Origin of the sequence: Comamonas sp., assembly GCF_036643215.1 — a bacterium.
Taxonomy (GTDB): Bacteria; Pseudomonadota; Gammaproteobacteria; order Burkholderiales; family Burkholderiaceae_C; genus Comamonas.
On record NZ_JAVXSJ010000006.1, the window covers coordinates 136,299 to 154,574 of the forward strand.

The 18,276-nt window shown below is 57.4% G+C and carries 18 protein-coding genes and 1 tRNA gene; 12 read left to right on the forward strand and 7 right to left on the reverse strand.

The annotated features are described in order from the left end of the window. Positions 1-12: 12 nt before the first annotated feature. The 4 genes from RSF91_RS06630 (at position 13) to RSF91_RS06645 (ending at position 3,735) form a co-directional block, all read left to right on the forward strand. Positions 13-795 carry an ABC transporter ATP-binding protein gene (locus RSF91_RS06630; protein WP_332567666.1) on the forward strand — a complete coding sequence of 261 codons (783 nt, stop codon included), beginning with the start codon at positions 13-15 and terminating at the stop codon, positions 793-795. A gap of 2 nt (positions 796-797) precedes the next feature. Further along, a complete protein-coding gene (locus RSF91_RS06635) occupies positions 798-1,556 on the forward strand; it encodes an ABC transporter ATP-binding protein (protein WP_332567667.1) in 759 nt (252 codons plus the stop codon). A 501-nt stretch (positions 1,557-2,057) separates the two neighbouring features. Beyond that, positions 2,058-2,705 carry a DUF47 domain-containing protein gene (locus RSF91_RS06640; protein WP_332567668.1) on the forward strand — a complete coding sequence of 216 codons (648 nt, stop codon included), beginning with the start codon at positions 2,058-2,060 and terminating at the stop codon, positions 2,703-2,705. Positions 2,706-2,724: 19 nt separating this feature from the next. Next, positions 2,725-3,735: an inorganic phosphate transporter gene (locus tag RSF91_RS06645; protein WP_332567669.1), complete on the forward strand. Its 1,011-nt coding sequence runs from the start codon at positions 2,725-2,727 to the stop codon at positions 3,733-3,735. 101 nt (positions 3,736-3,836) lie between these two features. Here RSF91_RS06645 and RSF91_RS06650 read toward each other — a convergent pair whose 3' ends face one another. Together RSF91_RS06650 and RSF91_RS06655 are read right to left on the reverse strand one after the other, a co-directional pair. After that, the gene (locus tag RSF91_RS06650; RefSeq protein ID WP_332567670.1) at positions 3,837-5,621 is read right to left on the reverse strand and encodes a putative bifunctional diguanylate cyclase/phosphodiesterase; all 1,785 of its coding nucleotides are present in this window, start codon (positions 5,619-5,621) and stop codon (positions 3,837-3,839) included. Between the two features lie 226 nt (positions 5,622-5,847). Then, entirely contained in the window at positions 5,848-6,333 is a 486-nt protein-coding gene (locus tag RSF91_RS06655; protein WP_332567671.1) for a TM2 domain-containing protein, read from the reverse strand. 281 nt (positions 6,334-6,614) lie between these two features. Here RSF91_RS06655 and rpsP point away from each other — a divergent pair, with 281 nt between their 5' ends. The 6 genes from rpsP to RSF91_RS06685 all read left to right on the forward strand — a co-directional run bounded on the left by rpsP (position 6,615) and on the right by RSF91_RS06685 (position 10,750). Beyond that, positions 6,615-6,869, forward strand: a complete 255-nt coding sequence (gene rpsP / locus RSF91_RS06660; RefSeq protein WP_099738336.1) for a 30S ribosomal protein S16 — start codon at positions 6,615-6,617, stop codon at positions 6,867-6,869. A 109-nt stretch (positions 6,870-6,978) separates the two neighbouring features. Beyond that, a complete protein-coding gene (rimM, locus tag RSF91_RS06665; RefSeq protein ID WP_332567672.1) occupies positions 6,979-7,548 on the forward strand; it encodes a ribosome maturation factor RimM in 570 nt (189 codons plus the stop codon). 51 nt (positions 7,549-7,599) lie between these two features. Next, the gene (trmD, locus tag RSF91_RS06670) at positions 7,600-8,379 is read left to right on the forward strand and encodes a tRNA (guanosine(37)-N1)-methyltransferase TrmD (RefSeq protein WP_332567673.1); all 780 of its coding nucleotides are present in this window, start codon (positions 7,600-7,602) and stop codon (positions 8,377-8,379) included. A 139-nt stretch (positions 8,380-8,518) separates the two neighbouring features. Next, the gene (rplS, locus tag RSF91_RS06675) at positions 8,519-8,905 is read left to right on the forward strand and encodes a 50S ribosomal protein L19 (RefSeq protein ID WP_099738331.1); all 387 of its coding nucleotides are present in this window, start codon (positions 8,519-8,521) and stop codon (positions 8,903-8,905) included. 112 nt (positions 8,906-9,017) lie between these two features. Beyond that, positions 9,018-9,716 carry a CoA pyrophosphatase gene (locus RSF91_RS06680; RefSeq protein WP_332567674.1) on the forward strand — a complete coding sequence of 233 codons (699 nt, stop codon included), beginning with the start codon at positions 9,018-9,020 and terminating at the stop codon, positions 9,714-9,716. A 47-nt stretch (positions 9,717-9,763) separates the two neighbouring features. After that, positions 9,764-10,750 (forward strand): CobD/CbiB family protein, encoded by a 987-nt coding sequence (locus RSF91_RS06685; RefSeq protein ID WP_332567675.1) that lies wholly within the window; start codon positions 9,764-9,766, stop codon positions 10,748-10,750. Between the two features lie 91 nt (positions 10,751-10,841). On the opposite strand, the gene rsgA is transcribed toward RSF91_RS06685, so the two are convergent. From rsgA to RSF91_RS06700, 3 genes are read right to left on the reverse strand one after another with little or no spacing between them, the layout of a single operon-like run. Next, positions 10,842-11,825 carry a ribosome small subunit-dependent GTPase A gene (gene rsgA / locus RSF91_RS06690; protein ID WP_332567676.1) on the reverse strand — a complete coding sequence of 328 codons (984 nt, stop codon included), beginning with the start codon at positions 11,823-11,825 and terminating at the stop codon, positions 10,842-10,844. Positions 11,826-11,830: 5 nt separating this feature from the next. Beyond that, positions 11,831-12,175, reverse strand: coding sequence for a 4a-hydroxytetrahydrobiopterin dehydratase (locus tag RSF91_RS06695; protein WP_332567677.1), 345 nt, complete (start codon positions 12,173-12,175; stop codon positions 11,831-11,833). Positions 12,176-12,193: 18 nt separating this feature from the next. After that, positions 12,194-13,495 (reverse strand): M48 family metallopeptidase, encoded by a 1,302-nt coding sequence (locus RSF91_RS06700; protein WP_332567678.1) that lies wholly within the window; start codon positions 13,493-13,495, stop codon positions 12,194-12,196. A gap of 30 nt (positions 13,496-13,525) precedes the next feature. On the opposite strand from RSF91_RS06700, the gene orn reads away from it, so the two are divergent. Together orn and RSF91_RS06710 are read left to right on the forward strand one after the other, a co-directional pair. Next, complete coding sequence (orn, locus tag RSF91_RS06705; protein ID WP_442878812.1) at positions 13,526-14,134, forward strand: oligoribonuclease; 609 nt, start codon at positions 13,526-13,528, stop codon at positions 14,132-14,134. 305 nt (positions 14,135-14,439) lie between these two features. Next, complete coding sequence (locus RSF91_RS06710; RefSeq protein ID WP_332567679.1) at positions 14,440-16,548, forward strand: DEAD/DEAH box helicase; 2,109 nt, start codon at positions 14,440-14,442, stop codon at positions 16,546-16,548. 168 nt (positions 16,549-16,716) lie between these two features. On the opposite strand, the gene RSF91_RS06715 is transcribed toward RSF91_RS06710, so the two are convergent. Next, positions 16,717-17,949: a multidrug effflux MFS transporter gene (locus RSF91_RS06715; RefSeq protein WP_332567680.1), complete on the reverse strand. Its 1,233-nt coding sequence runs from the start codon at positions 17,947-17,949 to the stop codon at positions 16,717-16,719. A gap of 187 nt (positions 17,950-18,136) precedes the next feature. Continuing rightward, positions 18,137-18,212 (reverse strand) — tRNA-Lys (locus RSF91_RS06720). Between the last annotated feature and the right edge of the window lie 64 nt (positions 18,213-18,276).

The window sequence follows — 18,276 nt, forward strand, 5'->3', positions numbered from 1 at the left end:
ATGTGAACTGATATGGCAGAGAACACGACTTCCACGGTCCTCAACGTCTCGGGCATCTCCAAGCGCTTTGGTGGCTTGCAGGCACTGTCTGGCGTCAACATGAAGATAGAGCGGGGGCAGGTCTATGGCCTGATTGGCCCCAATGGCGCCGGTAAGACGACTTTTTTCAACGTCATCACGGGTCTGTATACGCCAGATACCGGCAAGTTCGAGCTGGCTGGCAAGCCCTACGAACCTACAGCTGTGCACAAGGTGGCAAGAGCGGGAATTGCCCGAACCTTCCAGAACATTCGCCTGTTTGCCGAAATGACGGCGCTTGAGAACGTGATGGTGGGCCGCCATGTGCGCACGCATTCAGGCTTGCTGGGGGCAGTGTTTCGCACCAAGGGCTTCAAGGCCGAGGAAGCTGCGATTCGCGAGCGGGCACGAGAGTTGCTCGACTATGTGGGCATTGGGAAATATGCCGACTTCAAGGCCCGCACGCTGTCGTATGGCGATCAGCGCCGGCTGGAAATTGCCCGCGCGCTGGCCACCGATCCGCAGTTGATCGCGCTGGATGAACCTGCCGCTGGCATGAATGCCACGGAGAAGGTGCAACTGCGCGAGCTGATTGACCGCATCCGCAATGACCAGCGCACCATTTTGCTGATTGAGCACGATGTCAAGCTGGTCATGGGCCTGTGCGATCGCGTGACAGTGCTGGACTACGGCAAACCCATTGCCGAAGGCACGCCTGCCGAAGTGCAAAAGAACGAAAAAGTGATTGAAGCCTATCTGGGCACCGGAGGCCATTGAATATGCAGGAACAAGTGCTGGAACAAGCTCAGGTGGTCAAGTCCGCAGCGCCGGTGCTGCTGGAGGTGCGTGGGCTTAAAGTGGGTTACGGCGGTATTCAGGCCGTCAAAGGGGTGGATTTTGTCGTGCACCAGGGTGAACTGGTGTCGCTGATTGGCTCCAATGGTGCGGGCAAGACCACCACCATGAAAGCCGTTACACGCGGCCTGCCTATTGCAGATGGAGAAATTCTGTATCTGGGCAAAAGCATCAAGGGCAAAGGCGCCTGGGATCTGGTGGCCGAAGGCCTGGTCATGGTGCCCGAAGGGCGCGGCGTGTTTGCACGCATGACGATCACGGAAAACCTGCTCATGGGCGCCTACACGCGCAATGACAAGGCCGGTATTCAGGCCGATATTGAGCGCATGTTTGGCATCTTTCCGCGCCTTAGAGAGCGCAAAGATCAGCTGGCGGGAACGATGTCTGGTGGTGAGCAGCAAATGCTGGCCATGGCGCGTGCCTTGATGAGTCAGCCCAAGGTGCTGCTGCTGGATGAGCCATCCATGGGGCTGTCTCCTATCATGGTAGACAAGATTTTTGAGGTGGTCAGCGATGTTTATGCTCTGGGCGTCACCATGATGCTGGTGGAGCAAAATGCCAGCCGCGCGCTGGCGCTGGCCGACCGGGGCTATGTGATGGAGTCAGGAATCATCACCATGACGGGGCCGGGGCAGACTTTGCTCAAGGATCCTCGTGTGCGCGCCGCCTATCTGGGTGAGTAGACCTTTATTAGGGTATATGCGGGGTTGGAAATGGCTCTGGAGCAGCTCGTTTCGAGCATGCTCTAGGGTCTCAATTCCCTGCGTAAATCCCCGTAAACTGAAGAAGATGACAAATAAATGACGTTTTTTTGGGTTTTTTGAATGTTTTTTCAATTTCTCTTTGATTCTTTTTAATTCCTTTTTATGCTTTAAGGGAATTTGCTTATTTCAAAAAGAAATTTTTAGAACTTATTCGCGTGATTTTTTGCTGTCATTCCACATCGGGTACTTTGCGTACTTTTGATTGAGAGAAATCTCTTTCTCTGCTGGCGCTGGTGCCGCTGTATCAGGATTTGGCTAGACGAACACGGTGTATTTTATTTTTCGTGCCGCTTGAAGGGCTGTCTTGATTGCGCGCTGAAACGCACAAGGACTCAAGAGTAAACTTCGCCCCGTTTAAGCCGGGAACCATGCTCTTTTGCTGTGAGTCGCCTGGTTTCTTTTCCCCGGTAAGGAGCATTCATGCTATTTGGCAAGCTATTGCCGCGAGAAGGCAATTTTTTCGAGATGTTCAATCAACATGCAGACCGCATCGTTGAAGCAGCTCATGCTTTTTCGCAACTCGTTGCAAATTACAACGACCTCCATCTGCGCGAAAAATACAACGCAGACGTCGATAACGCCGAGCGCGCCGCTGACCGCATCACCCATGATGTGACCAAGCTGCTGCACAAGACGTTCATCACTCCTCTTGATCGTGAGCACATTCACTCGCTGATCAACACCATGGATGACGTGGCTGACCTGATTCAGGACTCGGCCGAGACCATGGCGCTGTACGACGTGCGTCACATGACGGAAGAAATCACACGTCTGACCGACCTGTGTGTGCGTTGCTGTGAGCGTGTGCGTGATGCTGTCAAGTTGCTGGACCGTCTCTCGGATCCTTCCATCGTGGACGCCACGAGCAAGACCTGCGACGAGATTGATCGTCTGGAAAGCGACGCTGACCGCGTGATGCGAGCCGCCATGAGCAAGCTCTTCCGTGAAGAGCCCGATGTTCGTGAAGTGATCAAGCTCAAGGCTATCTACGAGCTGCTGGAAACCGTTACAGATCGCTGCGAAGACGTGGCCAATCTGATCGAGGGCATCGTCCTCGAGAATTCCTGATTCTCGCTGGAGCCCGATCATGGAACCGGTACAGGCAGCCCTCTGGGTTGTGATTTTGCTGGTGGCGCTTGCGTTGCTGTTCGACTTTATGAACGGCTTTCACGACGCTGCCAATTCCATCGCCACCGTAGTTTCTACGGGGGTGCTCAAGCCCGCTCATGCGGTGATGTTCGCTGCGTTCTTCAACGTGGTGGCGATTTTTGTCTTCCATCTGAGCGTGGCAGCTACGGTGGGCAAGGGCATTGTGCAGCCGGGTATTGTGGATACGCACGTCGTGTTCGGTGCCTTGGTTGGTGCCATTAGCTGGAACGTCATCACCTGGATCTACGGTATTCCCAGCAGCTCTTCGCACGCCCTGATCGGCGGCATTGTGGGTGCTGTGATGGCCAAGGCTGGCGCCGGTGCGCTGATTGCCAGCGGTATCTGGAAGACAGTGGCCTTCATCTTTGTGTCTCCCGTGCTGGGCTTCCTGCTGGGTTCGCTGATGATGGTGCTGGTGGCCTGGATTTGCCGCCGCGCAAGCCCCCATCGCGTGGATAAGTGGTTCCGCCGCCTGCAGCTGGTTTCTGCCGGGGCTTACAGCCTGGGTCACGGTGGTAACGATGCTCAAAAGACCATCGGTATTATCTGGCTGCTGCTGATTGCGACGGGCTACACCAATGCCGCTGACGCAGCGCCACCGACGTGGACTATTGTGAGCTGCTACCTGGCGATTGGCATGGGCACCATGTTTGGTGGCTGGCGCATCGTGAAGACCATGGGTCAGAAGATCACCAAGCTCAAGCCCGTTGGCGGCTTCTGTGCTGAATCCGGTGGCGCTTTGACACTGTTCTTTGCAACCTTCCTGGGCGTACCTGTGTCGACCACACACACCATCACAGGTGCGATTGTGGGCGTGGGCTCTACCCAGCGAGCCAGCGCAGTGCGCTGGGGTGTTGCTGGCAACATCGTCTGGGCCTGGGTTCTGACGATTCCAGCTAGCGCCTTTGTGGCTTCTATTGCCTATTGGGTCAGCTTGCAGCTGTATTAATTTGCTACTTGATTCATAGCTGCTAGCGCATATGAATTAAGGGCTATATGTAAAAAAAGGCTTCGCATTGCGAAGCCTTTTTTTGTGCCTGAATCAGGGGGTCAGGCGACGTGTTTCTGCAGCCCAAACAATGCAGGGTTTTGCAGCAGTGACTTGATCTGGCCAACCGGCACCGGGGCGCTGAACAGATAGCCCATGAAGTGCTCGCAACCATGCTGCGCCAGCAGGGCGCGTTGTTCAAGGGTTTCAACACCCGCGCCGACCACGGTGATTTTGTGGCTGCCAGCCAGCGCAATCGCGGCTTGAACCGCGGCTTCGCTGGCATTGTTGGGGCCAAGGCGCTGAACCAGTGAATGTGCGAGCTTGAGCTGACACAAAGGCAATTGGCGCAGCACCTCGGGGGTGCTGGAGCTGCTGCCAAAGTCATCCAGTGACAGACGTAGGCCAATGGCGCTCAGGCGGCTCAAGGCTTGAATGATGTCGGCATTGACGGGGTTCAAGGTCTTGGTTGAAAGCTCCAGCACGAGCAGGGCGGGGTTCGCGCCCGTCCGCGCAATGATGCTTTCGACCTGCTCAGCCAGATCGGCATGCTGCAGTTGCTTGGCGCTGATGTTGACGCACACGGTCTGATTGCTCAGTTGTGGGTCGTTCTTCCATTGAGCCAGTTGCTCGCAGGCGGCCTGAATGCTCCAGCGGCCCAGTGGAACAATGATGTCGGTTTCTTCTGCAACTGACAAAAAGATGCTGGGCGGAACCAGACCTCGACTAGGGTGGCGCCAGCGCAGCAAGGCTTCGAGTCCACTAACGTCGCCACGGGTTGAGTACTGAGGCTGGTAATGCAGTTCAAACTGACCCAGACGCAGTGCTTCACGCAGGTCTTGCTCCATGCGGGACCGGTCTACGGGTTGAATTTTCTGCTCGGGGCTGAAGAAATGCAGGCCTGGGGCTTCCTCGTCGCGCAGGCGGTACATGGCAGTTTCAGCCTGCTGCAGCAACTCGGTGGCCGAGCGGGAGTGAGGGCCGAACAAGGTGGCGCCAATATTAGCCTCCAGCGTCACGGTCTGGTTGTTGAGCTTGTAGCTGGTGTTCAGGCTTTCCTGAAGGCGCTCTCCAAGCCGTTCGACCAGCAGGTTGGCCAGTTCAATATCTGGGGACAGGTCAGACACCATGATGACAAAGTGCTTGGCATCCATGCGAGCGACGGTATCGCAGGCGCGCATGCAGCTGAGCAGGCGCTGCGCAATGTCTGATGCCAGGTGTGCATTGGCCGCATCGGCATTCAGGCTGGTAAAACCCTTGGCGGGCTCCATGTCGATAGTCAACAGGGCGCCACGCCAGCCGGTACGCTCAGACTGGATCATGGATTGCGACAGGCGATCCAGCAGCAGGCGGCGGTTGGGCAGGTTGGTCAGAACATCAAAGAATGCGAGGCTTTCCCCGTCGCCTTCACCGGCAACCAGTTCCTTGCAGGCCAGCACGGTGTAATTAGCCGAAAGAGCGTGGGCCGACAGGCTGACCTTGCGCCCATTGGGTAGTTGAACCTGGGCACTGGTTTGCTGGCGCGTGATCAAGGACAGCTGGCTCTCGGCAATGCTGTTCAGGGCTGGCGCAGATGTGGATGGAGCAGATGCCGCAGCAGCTTGCAGGACCGTCTGCAGCACGGAGCCGACCTTGAGAGTCGGTACAAGCCATGGAAAGAGGCGCAGGTAGCCATCGTTCCAGCGCTGAGCCCGGTTTTGCGCGTCCAGCAGTACATAACCGCTGCTGGTCTGTTCAAGAATGCGGAAAAGCTGCTCTCCGTACACGCCCACCAGACTAGTGGCGGCCGGGAAGGGGCTTTGTCCATGTACTTCGGATTTGACAGACTTGTCGGCAGGTACAGACATAAAACCTCATCAGGCAGGTGCAGCGAGAACGCCTGAGTACGCAGAGTCTGCGAGGGGCGAAATCGTTGCAAGATGTTCTTCAGATTGGCATTGTGGGTTCTGTCGCTTGATAGGGGGCGCGTTTTAAGGCTCTTAAACCTGAAATTAGACTTTTGCTTACAAAAAATGCATTTTGAAAATAGGGCTTGCTAGGTTCAACCCTTGGTTTGAAGGTTCTGAATCAGCCTCATTGGGATATTTTTCGCGCCTCTTGCACCTGATATTCAAAATAATGCTGAAAGCTGTAGGCAATGCTGGCCATCAGCACGGTGGCGCCAAACATTAACGACAGCGCAATGGCGAAAATCGTGGTCCATTGGGTTCTCCCTGCTGGTGCATCAGAGGCTGCGCCGGGGTTGAAATGGGCATTCCAAGCCTGCTTTTCCATCAGCCCATAAAGAATAGCGCGCAGTGCACACCCGGCGATGGTGAAGCCCAGCATGGGGATGAGAATCCAGCTCAGTTGGTCGTCCTGCCCAAGCTGCTGGACTCGCTCAATGCCGTAAATACCCAGCGCGGTAGGGACAGGTAAAAGCCATCCCAGCCAGTCGCCCAGACCGTGGAGGTAGAAACGGTGCAAGCCCAATGGGCCGCCCAGAAAAGCCAACCAGGCGGCGACAGTCTTGTTCTTGGCGCGAGAGGTGGGGGCAGTAGCGGACGCAATAGGGTTCATGGCTGGGAGCAGAAGCTAAAAGCGATAAGACCAGTCCATTATTCCTGCCATGCGGCTTTTCGGGCACAGGGCAAGTGCGGTCTCACTGGCGATAGACCTTTGCATTGCATCTGTTCATTTGCCGGGCTGTAGGCAGCTTGGACAGAAATCGATATAATTTCCGGTTTTACGGCGTGTCGCTGGCCGGGTGGTCATGTCGCGTGTCTCAAACGCTGTAAGAAAACCTGCGCAGCTGGTCAAATTTTTGATGGCACTGGCTGTAACCACCCGAAGGAAACATCATGGTTGTTATTCGTCTCTCCCGCGGCGGCTCTAAAGCTCGTCCTTTCTACAACGTAGTTGTTGCTGACAAGCGCGTTCGCCGCGACGGTGCTTTCATCGAACGTCTGGGTTTCTACAACCCTAGCGCTCGTGGCGCCGAAGAAGGCCTGCGTCTGGCTCTGGACCGCGTTGCTTACTGGAAGAGCGTTGGTGCTCAAGCTTCTGAAACGGCTGAACGCCTGATCAAGGAAGCTACCAAGAAGGTTGCTGCCTAATTTATTAGGTGGCTGCTTTTTAAGCGCCTTATCAAAGCGGGTTCCGTTGGCTTGCCTGACGGGACCCGTTTTCTATTGAATTTCTGAAATCTCTTTTTCGCTGATTCCCATGAGCCACATGCCTCTTCTTCAAGCTGCGAGCTTGCCTGCTGATGCCATTGAAGTCGGTCGCATTGCCGATGCCTGGGGAATCAAGGGCTGGTTCAAAGTCCACGCGTTCAGCAGCGCTCCTGATGCCCTGTTTGCTGCCAAGAACTGGTTCTTGCTGCCTTCGGAAAAGGGCGCCAAGCAGTTCACGGGGACTGTGATCTTGCCAGTCAAGCAGGCGCGTTTCCACTCCGATACTGTGGTGGCTACGTCACCTGAAGTTGCAGACCGTAACGCGGCTGAAGCCTTGCGCGGTGCTCGCATCTTTGTAGCGCGTGAGCATTTCCCCAAGACCGATGACGGCGAGTTTTACTGGGTCGACCTGCTGGGCTTGTCCGTAGTTAACCGCGAAGGTGTGGCTCTGGGTGTTGTCACGGATCTGATGTCGACTGGTCCACAGACTGTTCTGGTGCTGGGCTATGAAGTTGAAGGCAAGGAGCAGGAGCGCCTGATTCCTTTTGTTGATGCTTATGTGGACTCGGTTGATCTGGCCACCAAGCTCATCGTCGCCGACTGGCAGCCTGATTATTGAATTTGAATGCGTAAGCACTATTAATTAGATAGCTGCTTACGCTTGTAGATCATGCGTTTCGACATCATTACCCTGTTTCCTGAGTTGTTTGCCCCGTTTCTGGAAAGCGGGGTGACTCGCCGCGCTTACAGCTCTGGCCAGGTCGCAGTGCATTTGTGGAACCCTCGCGACTGGGCCGAAGGCAATTACCGCCGCGTTGATGACCGTCCCTTTGGCGGCGGCCCCGGCATGGTGATGATGGCCGAGCCCTTGCAGCTGTGCCTGAATGCGATTCGCGCAGCCCGTATCGAGGCTGATGCGCAAGAGCAGGCCGAGCCCGCACCTGTAGTTTTGTTTTCGCCCATTGGCACCACGCTCAAGCATGCGGTGGTGGCGGAGTGGGCCGAAAGCCGTGGCGCGGTACTGCTTTGCGGCCGCTATGAAGGTATTGACCAGCGCTTTATCGATACCCATGTCACGCACCAGCTGAGTCTGGGTGACTTTGTGCTCTCCGGCGGGGAACTCGCGGCCATGGTGTTGCTGGACTCTCTGGCGCGATTGCAGCCGGGTGTGCTCAACGACGAAGGCAGCTTTCAGCAAGACAGCTTCAACCCCGCGCTGGATGGTTTGCTGGATTGCCCGCATTACACACGCCCCGAAGTCTGGAATGGGCAGGATGTGCCGCCTGAGCTGTTGTCTGGCCACCACGCCAATATTGAACGCTGGCGCCGTGATCAGCGCTTGCGCATCACCGCGCAACACCGCCCGGAGCTGATCAAGCAAGCTCGAAAACAGGGGCTTCTCAATGCCAAGGACGAAGGGTTTTTGGCAAAAACAGCTCCCAAGCTATAATCTGAGGCTCTTTGATCCTATATCCGGCCGCTGCAAGGAATAACGGATCTGCCTTCGGGCAGTTCCTGTAATGCAGCAATGGCACCAATCCCGGTGCTTGCCAATTCTGGCGCGGACAAGATCCAAGTGGATTTACATCATGAATCTGATCCAGACCCTCGAGCAAGAAGAAATTGCTCGCCTGAACAAGACTATCCCCGAATTCGCTCCTGGTGACACCGTCATCGTGAGCGTGAACGTGGTTGAAGGTGCTCGTAAGCGCGTTCAAGCTTACGAAGGCGTTGTGATTGCTAAGCGTAATCGTGGCCTGAACAGCGGCTTCACAGTGCGCAAGATCTCCAGCGGTGAAGGCGTGGAACGTACGTTCCAGACTTACTCCCCTCTGATCGCTGGCATTGAAGTCAAGCGTCGCGGTGATGTGCGCCGTGCCAAGCTGTACTACCTGCGTGAACGTAGCGGCAAGTCTGCTCGTATCAAGGAAAAGCTGCCTCAGCGCCGCGTTAAGACTGCAGCTGCTGCTCAGTAATACGCGCGTCGGAAGTGATTCCGTAAAAGCCGCTACAGTTCGCTGTGGCGGCTTTTTTTATGGCTGCTGTGGCTTTGTTGTTCTTGCTTTAGTTCTTGTTTGGGCTGAATACATGCCTGCATCTGATCAATCTTCTACTCCTTCCATCGGCACCGTAGACCCCAGACTGGCGCGATTGCTGGGCATTGACCGTGAGCTGCCCTCGGTTCCCTTGGGTGCGCAGACCCCTCAAGCCCTGCGCACGCGCTTTGCACAGCCGCCGCAATGGTCGCCCGAGCACATGCCAGAAAAGCGCTTTACCACCCGCGAGCCTTCTGATGCCGCCGTGCTTGTGCCCATCGTGCTGCGTGAGCAGCCGACGGTGCTGCTGACCGTACGCTCGGCAAAGCTGTCTACGCATTCCGGGCAGGTGGCTTTTCCGGGCGGCAAGCGTGATCCGCAGGATGTATCGGCCGAGGCTACAGCGCTGCGCGAGGCCCATGAAGAGGTGGGGCTTGCCCCCAAGAATGTTGAGGTGCTGGGGCGTCTGCCTGTCTATGTGACGGGTACGGCATTCAATATCACGCCTGTGGTGGCGCTGGTGCGCCCGCAGCCCAGCTACTTTCCCAATCCGGGCGAGGTGACTGATTTGTTTGAAGTGCCCTTGTCCTTCTTGCTCAACCCCGCTCACCACGAGCGCCATGCCATGCAGTGGCAGGGTGTCGATCGAGAGTGGTTCGCCATGCCCTATCAGGATGGAGAGCAGCAGCGCTACATCTGGGGGGCGACTGCGGGCATGCTGCGCAATCTTTACCGTTTTTTGGCGGCTTGAGATGTCAGTTGTAACAAGCTGACAAACAGCCCCGCTATGATGAAGCAATGAGTTTTTTCGCCATCTTGATCGCCTTGCTGCTTGAGCAGGCGCGCCCGCTGGCCCGGTCTAACCTGGTGCAAGGGGGCTATCGCGCCTGGACGGTGACCGTTCGTCGCAACTTTGACGCGGGCAAGGCCCACCACGGCTGGCTGGCCTGGATTATGGCTGTCTTGCTGCCCTGCGCCATCGTGCTCGGTATCTTCTGGGCCTTGCTGCAGCTGATTGGCTGGCCTGCTGCCATGCTCTGGAACGTGGCCGTGCTCTACGTCACGCTGGGCTTTCGCCAGTTCAGCCACCACTTCACGCACATTCGTGATGCGCTGGATGCGGGGGATGAATTTGCCGCTCGTCAGGCACTGGCCGACTGGCAGCAGGTGGATGCCAGCGAAGTCCCGCGCAGCGAAGTGGTGCGCCATGTCATCGAATATTCGGTACTGGCCGCACACCGCCATGTGTTTGGCGTGCTGTTCTGGTTCTCGATTTTTTCGGCACTGGGACTTGGCCCGCTGGGTGCCATTCTGTACCGTATGGCTGAATATCTGTCGCGGGCCTGGTCACGCAAGGGCGCTGAAGGCTTGCAGGCCCCGACCAGTGAGCGGCTGCAGTCTGCGGCAGCCAAGGCCTGGTATGTGATTGACTGGCTGCCAGCGCGGCTCACGGCGCTTTCCTTTGCCATGGTGGGTAGCTTTGAAGAGGCTATCGACAACTGGCGCGTTTACGCCCAGCGCTTTCCGAATGACAACGATGGCGTAATTTTGGCCGCCACTGCCGGTGCCATCAATGTGCGCCTGGGTGGCGAGGCCTTGCGCCGTCGCGATGCTGCTTACGGCGAAGAGGGTGCTGATGCGCAGTGGGAGAATGGCAGTGACGCCACCCCGGGGCGCGAGCCTGAAATGTCCCATTTGCGCAGCGTGGTGGGGCTGGTCTGGCGCTCGGTGGTGGTCTGGCTACTGCTGCTGGCTTTGCTGACCTTTGCTCGCCTGCTTGGATAATTCATTAAAAAAGCAGCTAGCGCTTATTGGTTAAGCGTTAGCTGCTATGGATTTAGTGAGCGCCTGCGATGACTGCGATCGCAGCGCAGATTCAATATCCCACTTGGCTCAGCTCATCGAACAGTTCGCTGTAAATACGATAGCGGTTATCGCTGATGGGTAAATCGTCCGAGCCATTTTTGACCACATCAATCACTCCGCAGCCTGGCTCATGCAAATGGGTGCAGTTGTAGAACTTGCAGTTCTTGGCATGGGCGCCAATGTCGGGCATACACGCGGGCAGCTGTGTGGGGGCGATGTGATAGAGGCCAAACTCCTGGAATCCCGGTGAGTCCATGATTGCCGTGGTACGCGCCTCATCCACCCAGTACAAGGTGGTGCTGGTGGTTGTGTGCTTGCCGGTGTTCAGAGCCTGCGAAATTTCTTTGGTAGCAACCTTGGCGTCTGGCAGCAGCAGGTTGATTAAAGTGCTTTTGCCTACGCCAGAAGGGCCAAGCACCAGGGTCGTCTTGCCTTGCAGCAGGCCAATGATGGCGTCGCGATCCTCTTCGTCGGCATCTTCCAGCGATAGCGGAAGCACCGTGTAATGGGGCGGGTCTTCTACGGAGTCACGCATGCTGCGGTAGGGGGTCAGCCGCTCCCAGGCGCGCAGGAAAGGCTCTTCCAGGTCCATCTTGTTCAGCGCAATGATGGGCGTAATGTGAGCGGCTTCGGCGGCAATCAAGGCGCGGGCGAGCTGCACTTCACTGAACACAGGTTCGGCCGCTATCAGAATCAGAAGCTGGTCGAGATTGGCGGCAAAAGTCTTGGTGCGAATGTCATCTTGGCGGTAGAAGACATTGCGGCGCTCGAGCACTTTCTCGATCGTGCCTTCATCACCCTGACCGGGTGGGGGAGCGAGCCACAGCACATGATCGCCCACAACTGCCTGGCTTTTTTTACCACGTGGGTGGCAGATGCGGCGCTCGCCGTCCGGTGTTTCGACCACGCAGTGGCGGCCATAGCTGGCAACCACCAAGCCTGTCTGAGTGTCAGAGTTTGCTTGGGCGCGGGGGCGCTGTCCTTGTTTTGCCATAGAAATCAGGCCAGCTTCAGCAGTGCTTCGATGCGGCGAGCGCAGTCGATATCGGTTTCAGAGATGCCGCCCACGTCATGCGTGTTCAGGCTCACCTTGCAGCGGTTGTAGCCCACTTCCAGGTCGGGGTGATGGTCTTGCTGATGGGCAATCAGGGCCAGCGCGTTCACAAAGGCCATGGTTTCGTAAAAATTAGCAAAGCGGTAGGTCTTGCTGATGGCGGGGCTGGCATCGCTGCCCACCAACTGCCAGCCTTCAAGTGAGGCCAGCTGCGCGCGCACCTGCTCGGCGTTGAGGGCGCTGCGCTTGAGCTGGGACCAGTCTTTTTGTTGCAGGGTTGAGGTGCTCATGAGAAAACTCGTGTGGAGTTACAAACTGCCGCTGGGGGCCGGCATGCGCGCCAGTCGATCCACTGCGGGAGGGTGTGAATAGTAAAAGCTCACATACCAAGGGTCTGGCGTGAGGGTTGAGGCATTGTCCTCGTAAAGCTTGAGCAGTGCTGAAGCCAGTTGAGCGCCATCGGTTTGCTGCATGGCATAGGCATCGGCTTCAAACTCGTCGCGGCGCGACATGGCGGACATCAGCGGCGTGATGAAGAAGCTGAACACAGGCACGGCCAGCATGAACAGCAGCAGGGCAATGGCATTGTTTTCTGCAGGCACGCCGAGGTGCTTGCTCTCCAGAATCGACACGCCCAGCCCTGAGTAAAACCAAGGCTGCTGGCTGATCCAGCCCAGAAGCGCAAAGCCCAGCAGCGACACGCCAAACATCATCACCATGCGCTTGGTGATGTGCTTGTGCTTGAAGTGGCCCAGCTCGTGGGCCAGCACGGCCTCCACCTCGCCGGGGCTCAGTTGCTTGAGCAGCGTGTCGAAGAACACCACGCGCTTGGAGTTGCCAAAGCCGGTGAAGTAGGCGTTGGCATGGGCCGAGCGGCGGCTGCCATCCATCACGAACAAGCCCTTGGCGGCAAAACCGCAGCGCTCCATCAACTGGGTGACACGGGCTTTGAGGCTTTCATCAGTCAGTGGTTCGAACTTGTTGAACAGCGGCGCGATAAAGCTGGGGAAGATCCACATTAGTAGCAGATTGAAGGCCGTCCACGCGGCCCACGCCCACAGCCACCACAGCGGGCCGGTAGAGCCCATGAGCCACAGGATCAGTGCTGCCAGCGGCAGGCCGATGATTGCGCCGACCAGCGTGGACTTGAGCAGGTCGCCCAGCCACAGGCCTGGTGTCATCTGATTAAAGCCAAAGCGCTGCTCCAGCTTGAAGGTCTGGTAGATCGACAGCGGCAGCTCGATGACGGCAGAAATCAGTGCAAAGCAGGTCAGCAGGGCCAGTTGCTGCCACAGGCCGGGGTTGATGAATTCAAGCAGCCCGCGGTTGAGCCAGTCCAGCCCACCCAGCAACGTCCAGCACAGCAGCACAGCGGCAGACAGGGTGATGTCGATCAGCGAGACCTTGGCTTTGGCCAAGGTGTAGTCAGCGGCTTTCTGGTGCGCAGCCAGACTGATGCGGTGGGCAAAGGCGGCGGGCACTGCCGGACGGTGCTGAGCCACATGGCGCACCTGGCGGGAGATGAGCCATATACGCAGCAGCCATTGAAGGGCCACTGCGGCTGCAAATAGCAGCGAAAGCGGCAGAGAAAAATCTAGGTTGGAAGCCATGTATTGGCAGTGTAGGCGACAATTTGCGCCATGTCTGAAGCTTCCTGTACGAATTCCGCCAGCGCCGCGCCCGTGGCGGCGACCCCTGTTGTGCTGCCCAAATCCGACCTCAATATGGTGTGGCTGGACTGCGAAATGACGGGGCTGAACCCCGACCACGATCGCATCATCGAAATTGCGGTGGTGGTCAGCAGCTCCGACCTGCAAACGCGTGTTGAAGGCCCTGTTTTTGCGATTCACCAGTCTGATGAACTGCTCAATGGCATGGACGCATGGAACAAGGGCACGCACGGCAAAAGCGGCTTGATCGACAAGGTAAAGGCCTCTGCCATTACCGAAGCCGAAGCCGAAGCTGCGCTGATTGCCTTTTTGAGCAAATACGTGCCCAAGGGCAAGACACCGCTGTGTGGCAACAGCATTGGTCAGGACAGGCGCTTTATGGAGCGCTACATGCCCAAGCTCAACAACTTCTTTCACTATCGCAACATCGATGTGAGCACCTTGAAAGAGCTGGCCAAGCGCTGGAAGCCTACGGCCTATTCCTCTTTCAAGAAGGCGCAACGTCACACCGCCATGGCTGATGTGCATGAATCCATCGACGAGCTGCAGCATTACCGTAAGGAGCTGCTCAGCGCCTGAGGGCGGTTTGCTGCGGGTAGGCATGCTCGCAGCAGGGTGGATATAACTTTGCCACTTGCGGGAAAACCCGGTGTGTGCCACAATACGTTGCTTACCCGATCAATGGGTAATTTTTGCGCATCTCCATCACACACGGGTTCTTACTTGCGTACCACGGCCTGCATACAGCCGATACGCCAAGACATAACACCCATCTGCCCCGTTTTGCGAACGGGCCAGTCAAAGTTTGACGGTGGATGTTGATAACCAACCGTCAAAAGAAGCGAGCAGCACGCTGACTGCGTCGCTTTTTTCGTGAGCTATTCATGACAGAAAACTCCCTGGAGCAGGGCCAAGTGGCCGCTGCTGATATTGCTTTGTCTTCGCCTGAAATCGATTCCCGTCTGGACGCCATGCTGGCTGACATGGACGCAGAAGACGCTGCTGCTGAAGAAATCTCCTCTGAAGAGGTCGCCGCCGAAGAAGTGGCTGAAGAAGTTCCTAACGGCTTCGTAGAACTGGGTCTGGCCCCTGAGCTGGTTCAGGCTGTGGCTGATCTGGGTTACACCCAGCCCACACAAGTGCAGGTCAAGGCCATTCCTCTGGCCATGGGCGAAGGCGCTGATTCCAACGGTTTCATCGACCTGATGGTCTCCAGCCAGACTGGCTCCGGCAAGACCGCTGCCTTCCTGCTGCCCGTGCTGCACACCCTGATTCAACAACGCGCTCAAGCTGAAGTTGAATCCAAGGCTGAGTTCGAGCGTCTGTGCGCTGAAGCTGCAGCCAATGGTGAACCTGCTCCTAAGCGCGCCAAGCGCAAGGATCCCACCAACAACCGCAATTTCAAGGCTGCTACTCCTGGCGCCCTGGTGCTGTGCCCCACACGTGAGCTGGCTCAGCAAGTTGCGCATGACGCCATCGAGCTGGTCAAGCACTGCCGCGGCATTCGTGTTGCCAACGTGGTGGGTGGTATTCCTTACCAGCTGCAAATCGCCAAGCTGCAAAACGCTGACCTGGTAGTGGCCACTCCTGGCCGTCTGCTGGACCTGCAGCGTTCCATGCAGATCAAGCTGGACAAGGTTCAGTTCCTGGTGGTTGACGAAGCCGACCGCATGCTGGATCTGGGCTTCTCCGATGATCTGGCCGAAGTCAATGTGATGACTGCCCAGCGCAAGCAAACCATGATGTTCAGCGCTACGTTCGCACCTCGCGTGCAACAGCTGGCCATGCGTGTGATGCATGACAACGGCTCCGGCGTGAAGAAGCTGACGATTGATTCGCCTCAGGAAAAGCACGCCAGCATCAAGCAAGTGCTGTTCTGGGCTGACAACGCTCAGCACAAGCGCAAGATGCTGGACCACTGGCTGCGTGACAGCAGCATCAATCAGGCCATCGTGTTTGCATCCACACAAGTGGAATGTGACGGCCTGGCTACCGACCTGCAGCAAGACGGCTTCTCCGCCGTGGCTCTGCACGGTGCTCTGAGCCAAGGTCTGCGTAACCGCCGCCTGATGGCTCTGCGCAACGGTCAAGTGCAAATTCTGGTGGCAACGGATGTGGCCGCACGCGGTATCGACGTGCCCACCATCACCCACGTCTTCAACTATGGCCTGCCCATGAAGGCTGAAGACTACACCCACCGTATCGGTCGTACCGGTCGCGCTGGTCGCGAAGGTACTGCTGTGACGTTTGCGGAATTCCGTGACCGTCGCCGCGTGTTCGATATCGAAGCCTACACACGTCAGCAATTCAAGGCTGAAGTGATTCCTGGTCTGGAGCCCGTACAGCGCGCTCCCGCAGGCGGCGACCGTGATGGCCGTCGTGGTGGTGGCGGTGGTGGCCGTGGTTTCGGCGGCGGAGCTCGCCGTGATGGCGACGGCTATGGCCGCAAGCCTGGTTTTGGCAGCTTCGGCGGCGGCGCTCGTGGTAACGACCGCGGCGGTGATCGTGGTGGTTTCGGTGGCGATCGCGGCAATGACCGTGGTGGCGATCGTCCAGGCTTCGGCGCACCTCGCGGTGACCGTTTTGCTGATCGCGGCGGTGACCGTGGTGGCGATCGTGGCTTCGGCGGTGGCCGTCCTAGCTTTGGTGGTGACCGTCCTCGTGACGACCAGCGCGGCTTCGGCGGCGGTGATCGTGCTCCTAGCCGTGGCGGCTTCGGCGGCGATCGCGGTGGTGACCGTGGCGGCTTTGCTGGTCGCAGCGAAGGCGGCGAAGCCCGTAAGAGCTTTGGCGGTCCTCGTGATGGCGCCCATGCAGGTGGCGGCCGTGAAGGCGGCTTCCGCGGTGGTGAATCGCGTGGCTTTGGTGGTGGCGGCGATCGTCGTCCAGCCTTTGGCCAAGGTGCAGGCAAGCCTTACCAGCCTCATGGTGACCGTGGTGGCGATCGCGGCTTTGACCGCAAGCCCCGCGCTCCCCGTCGTGACGAGCGTTAATCGCTGATTCAGGCTTTCGCTTGAACCATAAAAAAGCCGGCTCTTGTAGCCGGCTTTTTGTTGTGCGCTTTATGAAAAAGAGGAGCTGCTTGCGCTTGATTAATAGGGGGTTCAGCTATGAATGAGTCTGAAATCCTTATGTATCAAGCGCTGGCAGCTCTTGTTATTTCAAAGCTCTGATGCCGTGCGGCCAATCTCAGGCCAGTGGCGGTGCAAATACATCCAGGCAATCAGGCCAACCAGCATCATGAAAATCGAGCCTATGGCCAGCAGTACGGCTGAGTGCATGACCAGTGGCGCTATCACGCCCGCCACAACGCCGTTGGCGACAGAGCCCACAACGGCCTGCAGGGATGAGGCAAGGCCGCGTCGTGCGGGGTGAACATCCAGCACCAGCAATGTGACCACGGGCACCATCAGCGCCCAGCCGTAGGCGAACAGGCAAATGGGAATCAGCGCCCAGCTCACATGCGCGGGCCAGATCAGGTTGGCCACCAGATTGATGATGGAGGTCACGAACATGATCAGAAAGCCGTGGCGAATCTGCCGCTTGGGTGCAATGCGCCCGGCAAGCCTTCCGCTGGTCCAGCTGCCGGCCATGATGCCGCCAATGGTGGAGACGAAAAACCAGAAAAACTGAGTCGGCTCCAGTTGCAGAATATCGCCAAGAAAGGCAGGTGCGGACAGCAGGTACAGAAACATGCCGTTGAATGGTATGCCGCTGGCCAGTGCCAGCAGCAGAAAGCGTGGGTCCGTCAGCAGAATTTTGTAACCCTGCATCAGCGGCTTGAACTCAAAGGGCTGGCGTTTTTCTGCGGGCAGCGATTCGGGCAAAAACTTCACGTTGATGGACCAGAGCAGAATGCCAATCAGTGTCAGAAACCAGAACACGGATTGCCAGCCCAGATGCACAAACAGCCAGCCGCCCATCACGGGTGCCAGCGCCGGGGCAATGCCGAAGAAGATGGTGATTTGTGCCATCAGACCTTGAGCCTGAGCGGGTGGAAAAATATCTCGAACAATGGCGCGGGACACCACAATGCCAGCGCCCGTAGACAGGCCTTGCAGTGTGCGAAAGATCACCAGCTGGGTGATGTTCTGGGACAGGGCGCAGCCGGCGGATGCCAGTGTGAACATCACTAGTCCCCAGAGGATGACGGGGCGACGACCAAAGCTATCGGCCAGTGCGCCATGAAACAGATTCATGAAGGCGAAGCCAAAAAGATAGGCAGACAGTGTCTGCTGCATCTCGATAGGGGTTGCGCCCAAGGCTTTGGCAATTCCCGAGAACGCCGGAATATAAGTGTCAACCGAGAACGGGCCGAGCATGCCGAGGATGGCAAGCAGCATGGCCAGAGTCCAGCGCGGCCCGCGCCAGAAGGTGGAGAGATTATTTTGCATAGTGAATCTTGAAGGCTTGCACGGTTGTGCGCCGGCTTGGGTGCCGATATGCCTGCATGATGCCTCAGATACCCGCTGCAGCCGTGACAGAGCTCACGCTTTGATGGGGTGGAGAGATAAGAAGTGAGGAGGCGGAAGCGCCAAACAAAAAAGCCAAAGTTCGTGAGAACTTTGGCTTTTAAATATTTGGTGGGCCCTGAGTGATTCGAACACTCGACCAACGGATTAAGAGTCCGCTGCTCTACCAACTGAGCTAAGAGCCCGCCGGAATTAACCGGAGGTTTGACCTGCCGGAGGCAGATCGAATAAATTTTGGTGGGCCCTGAG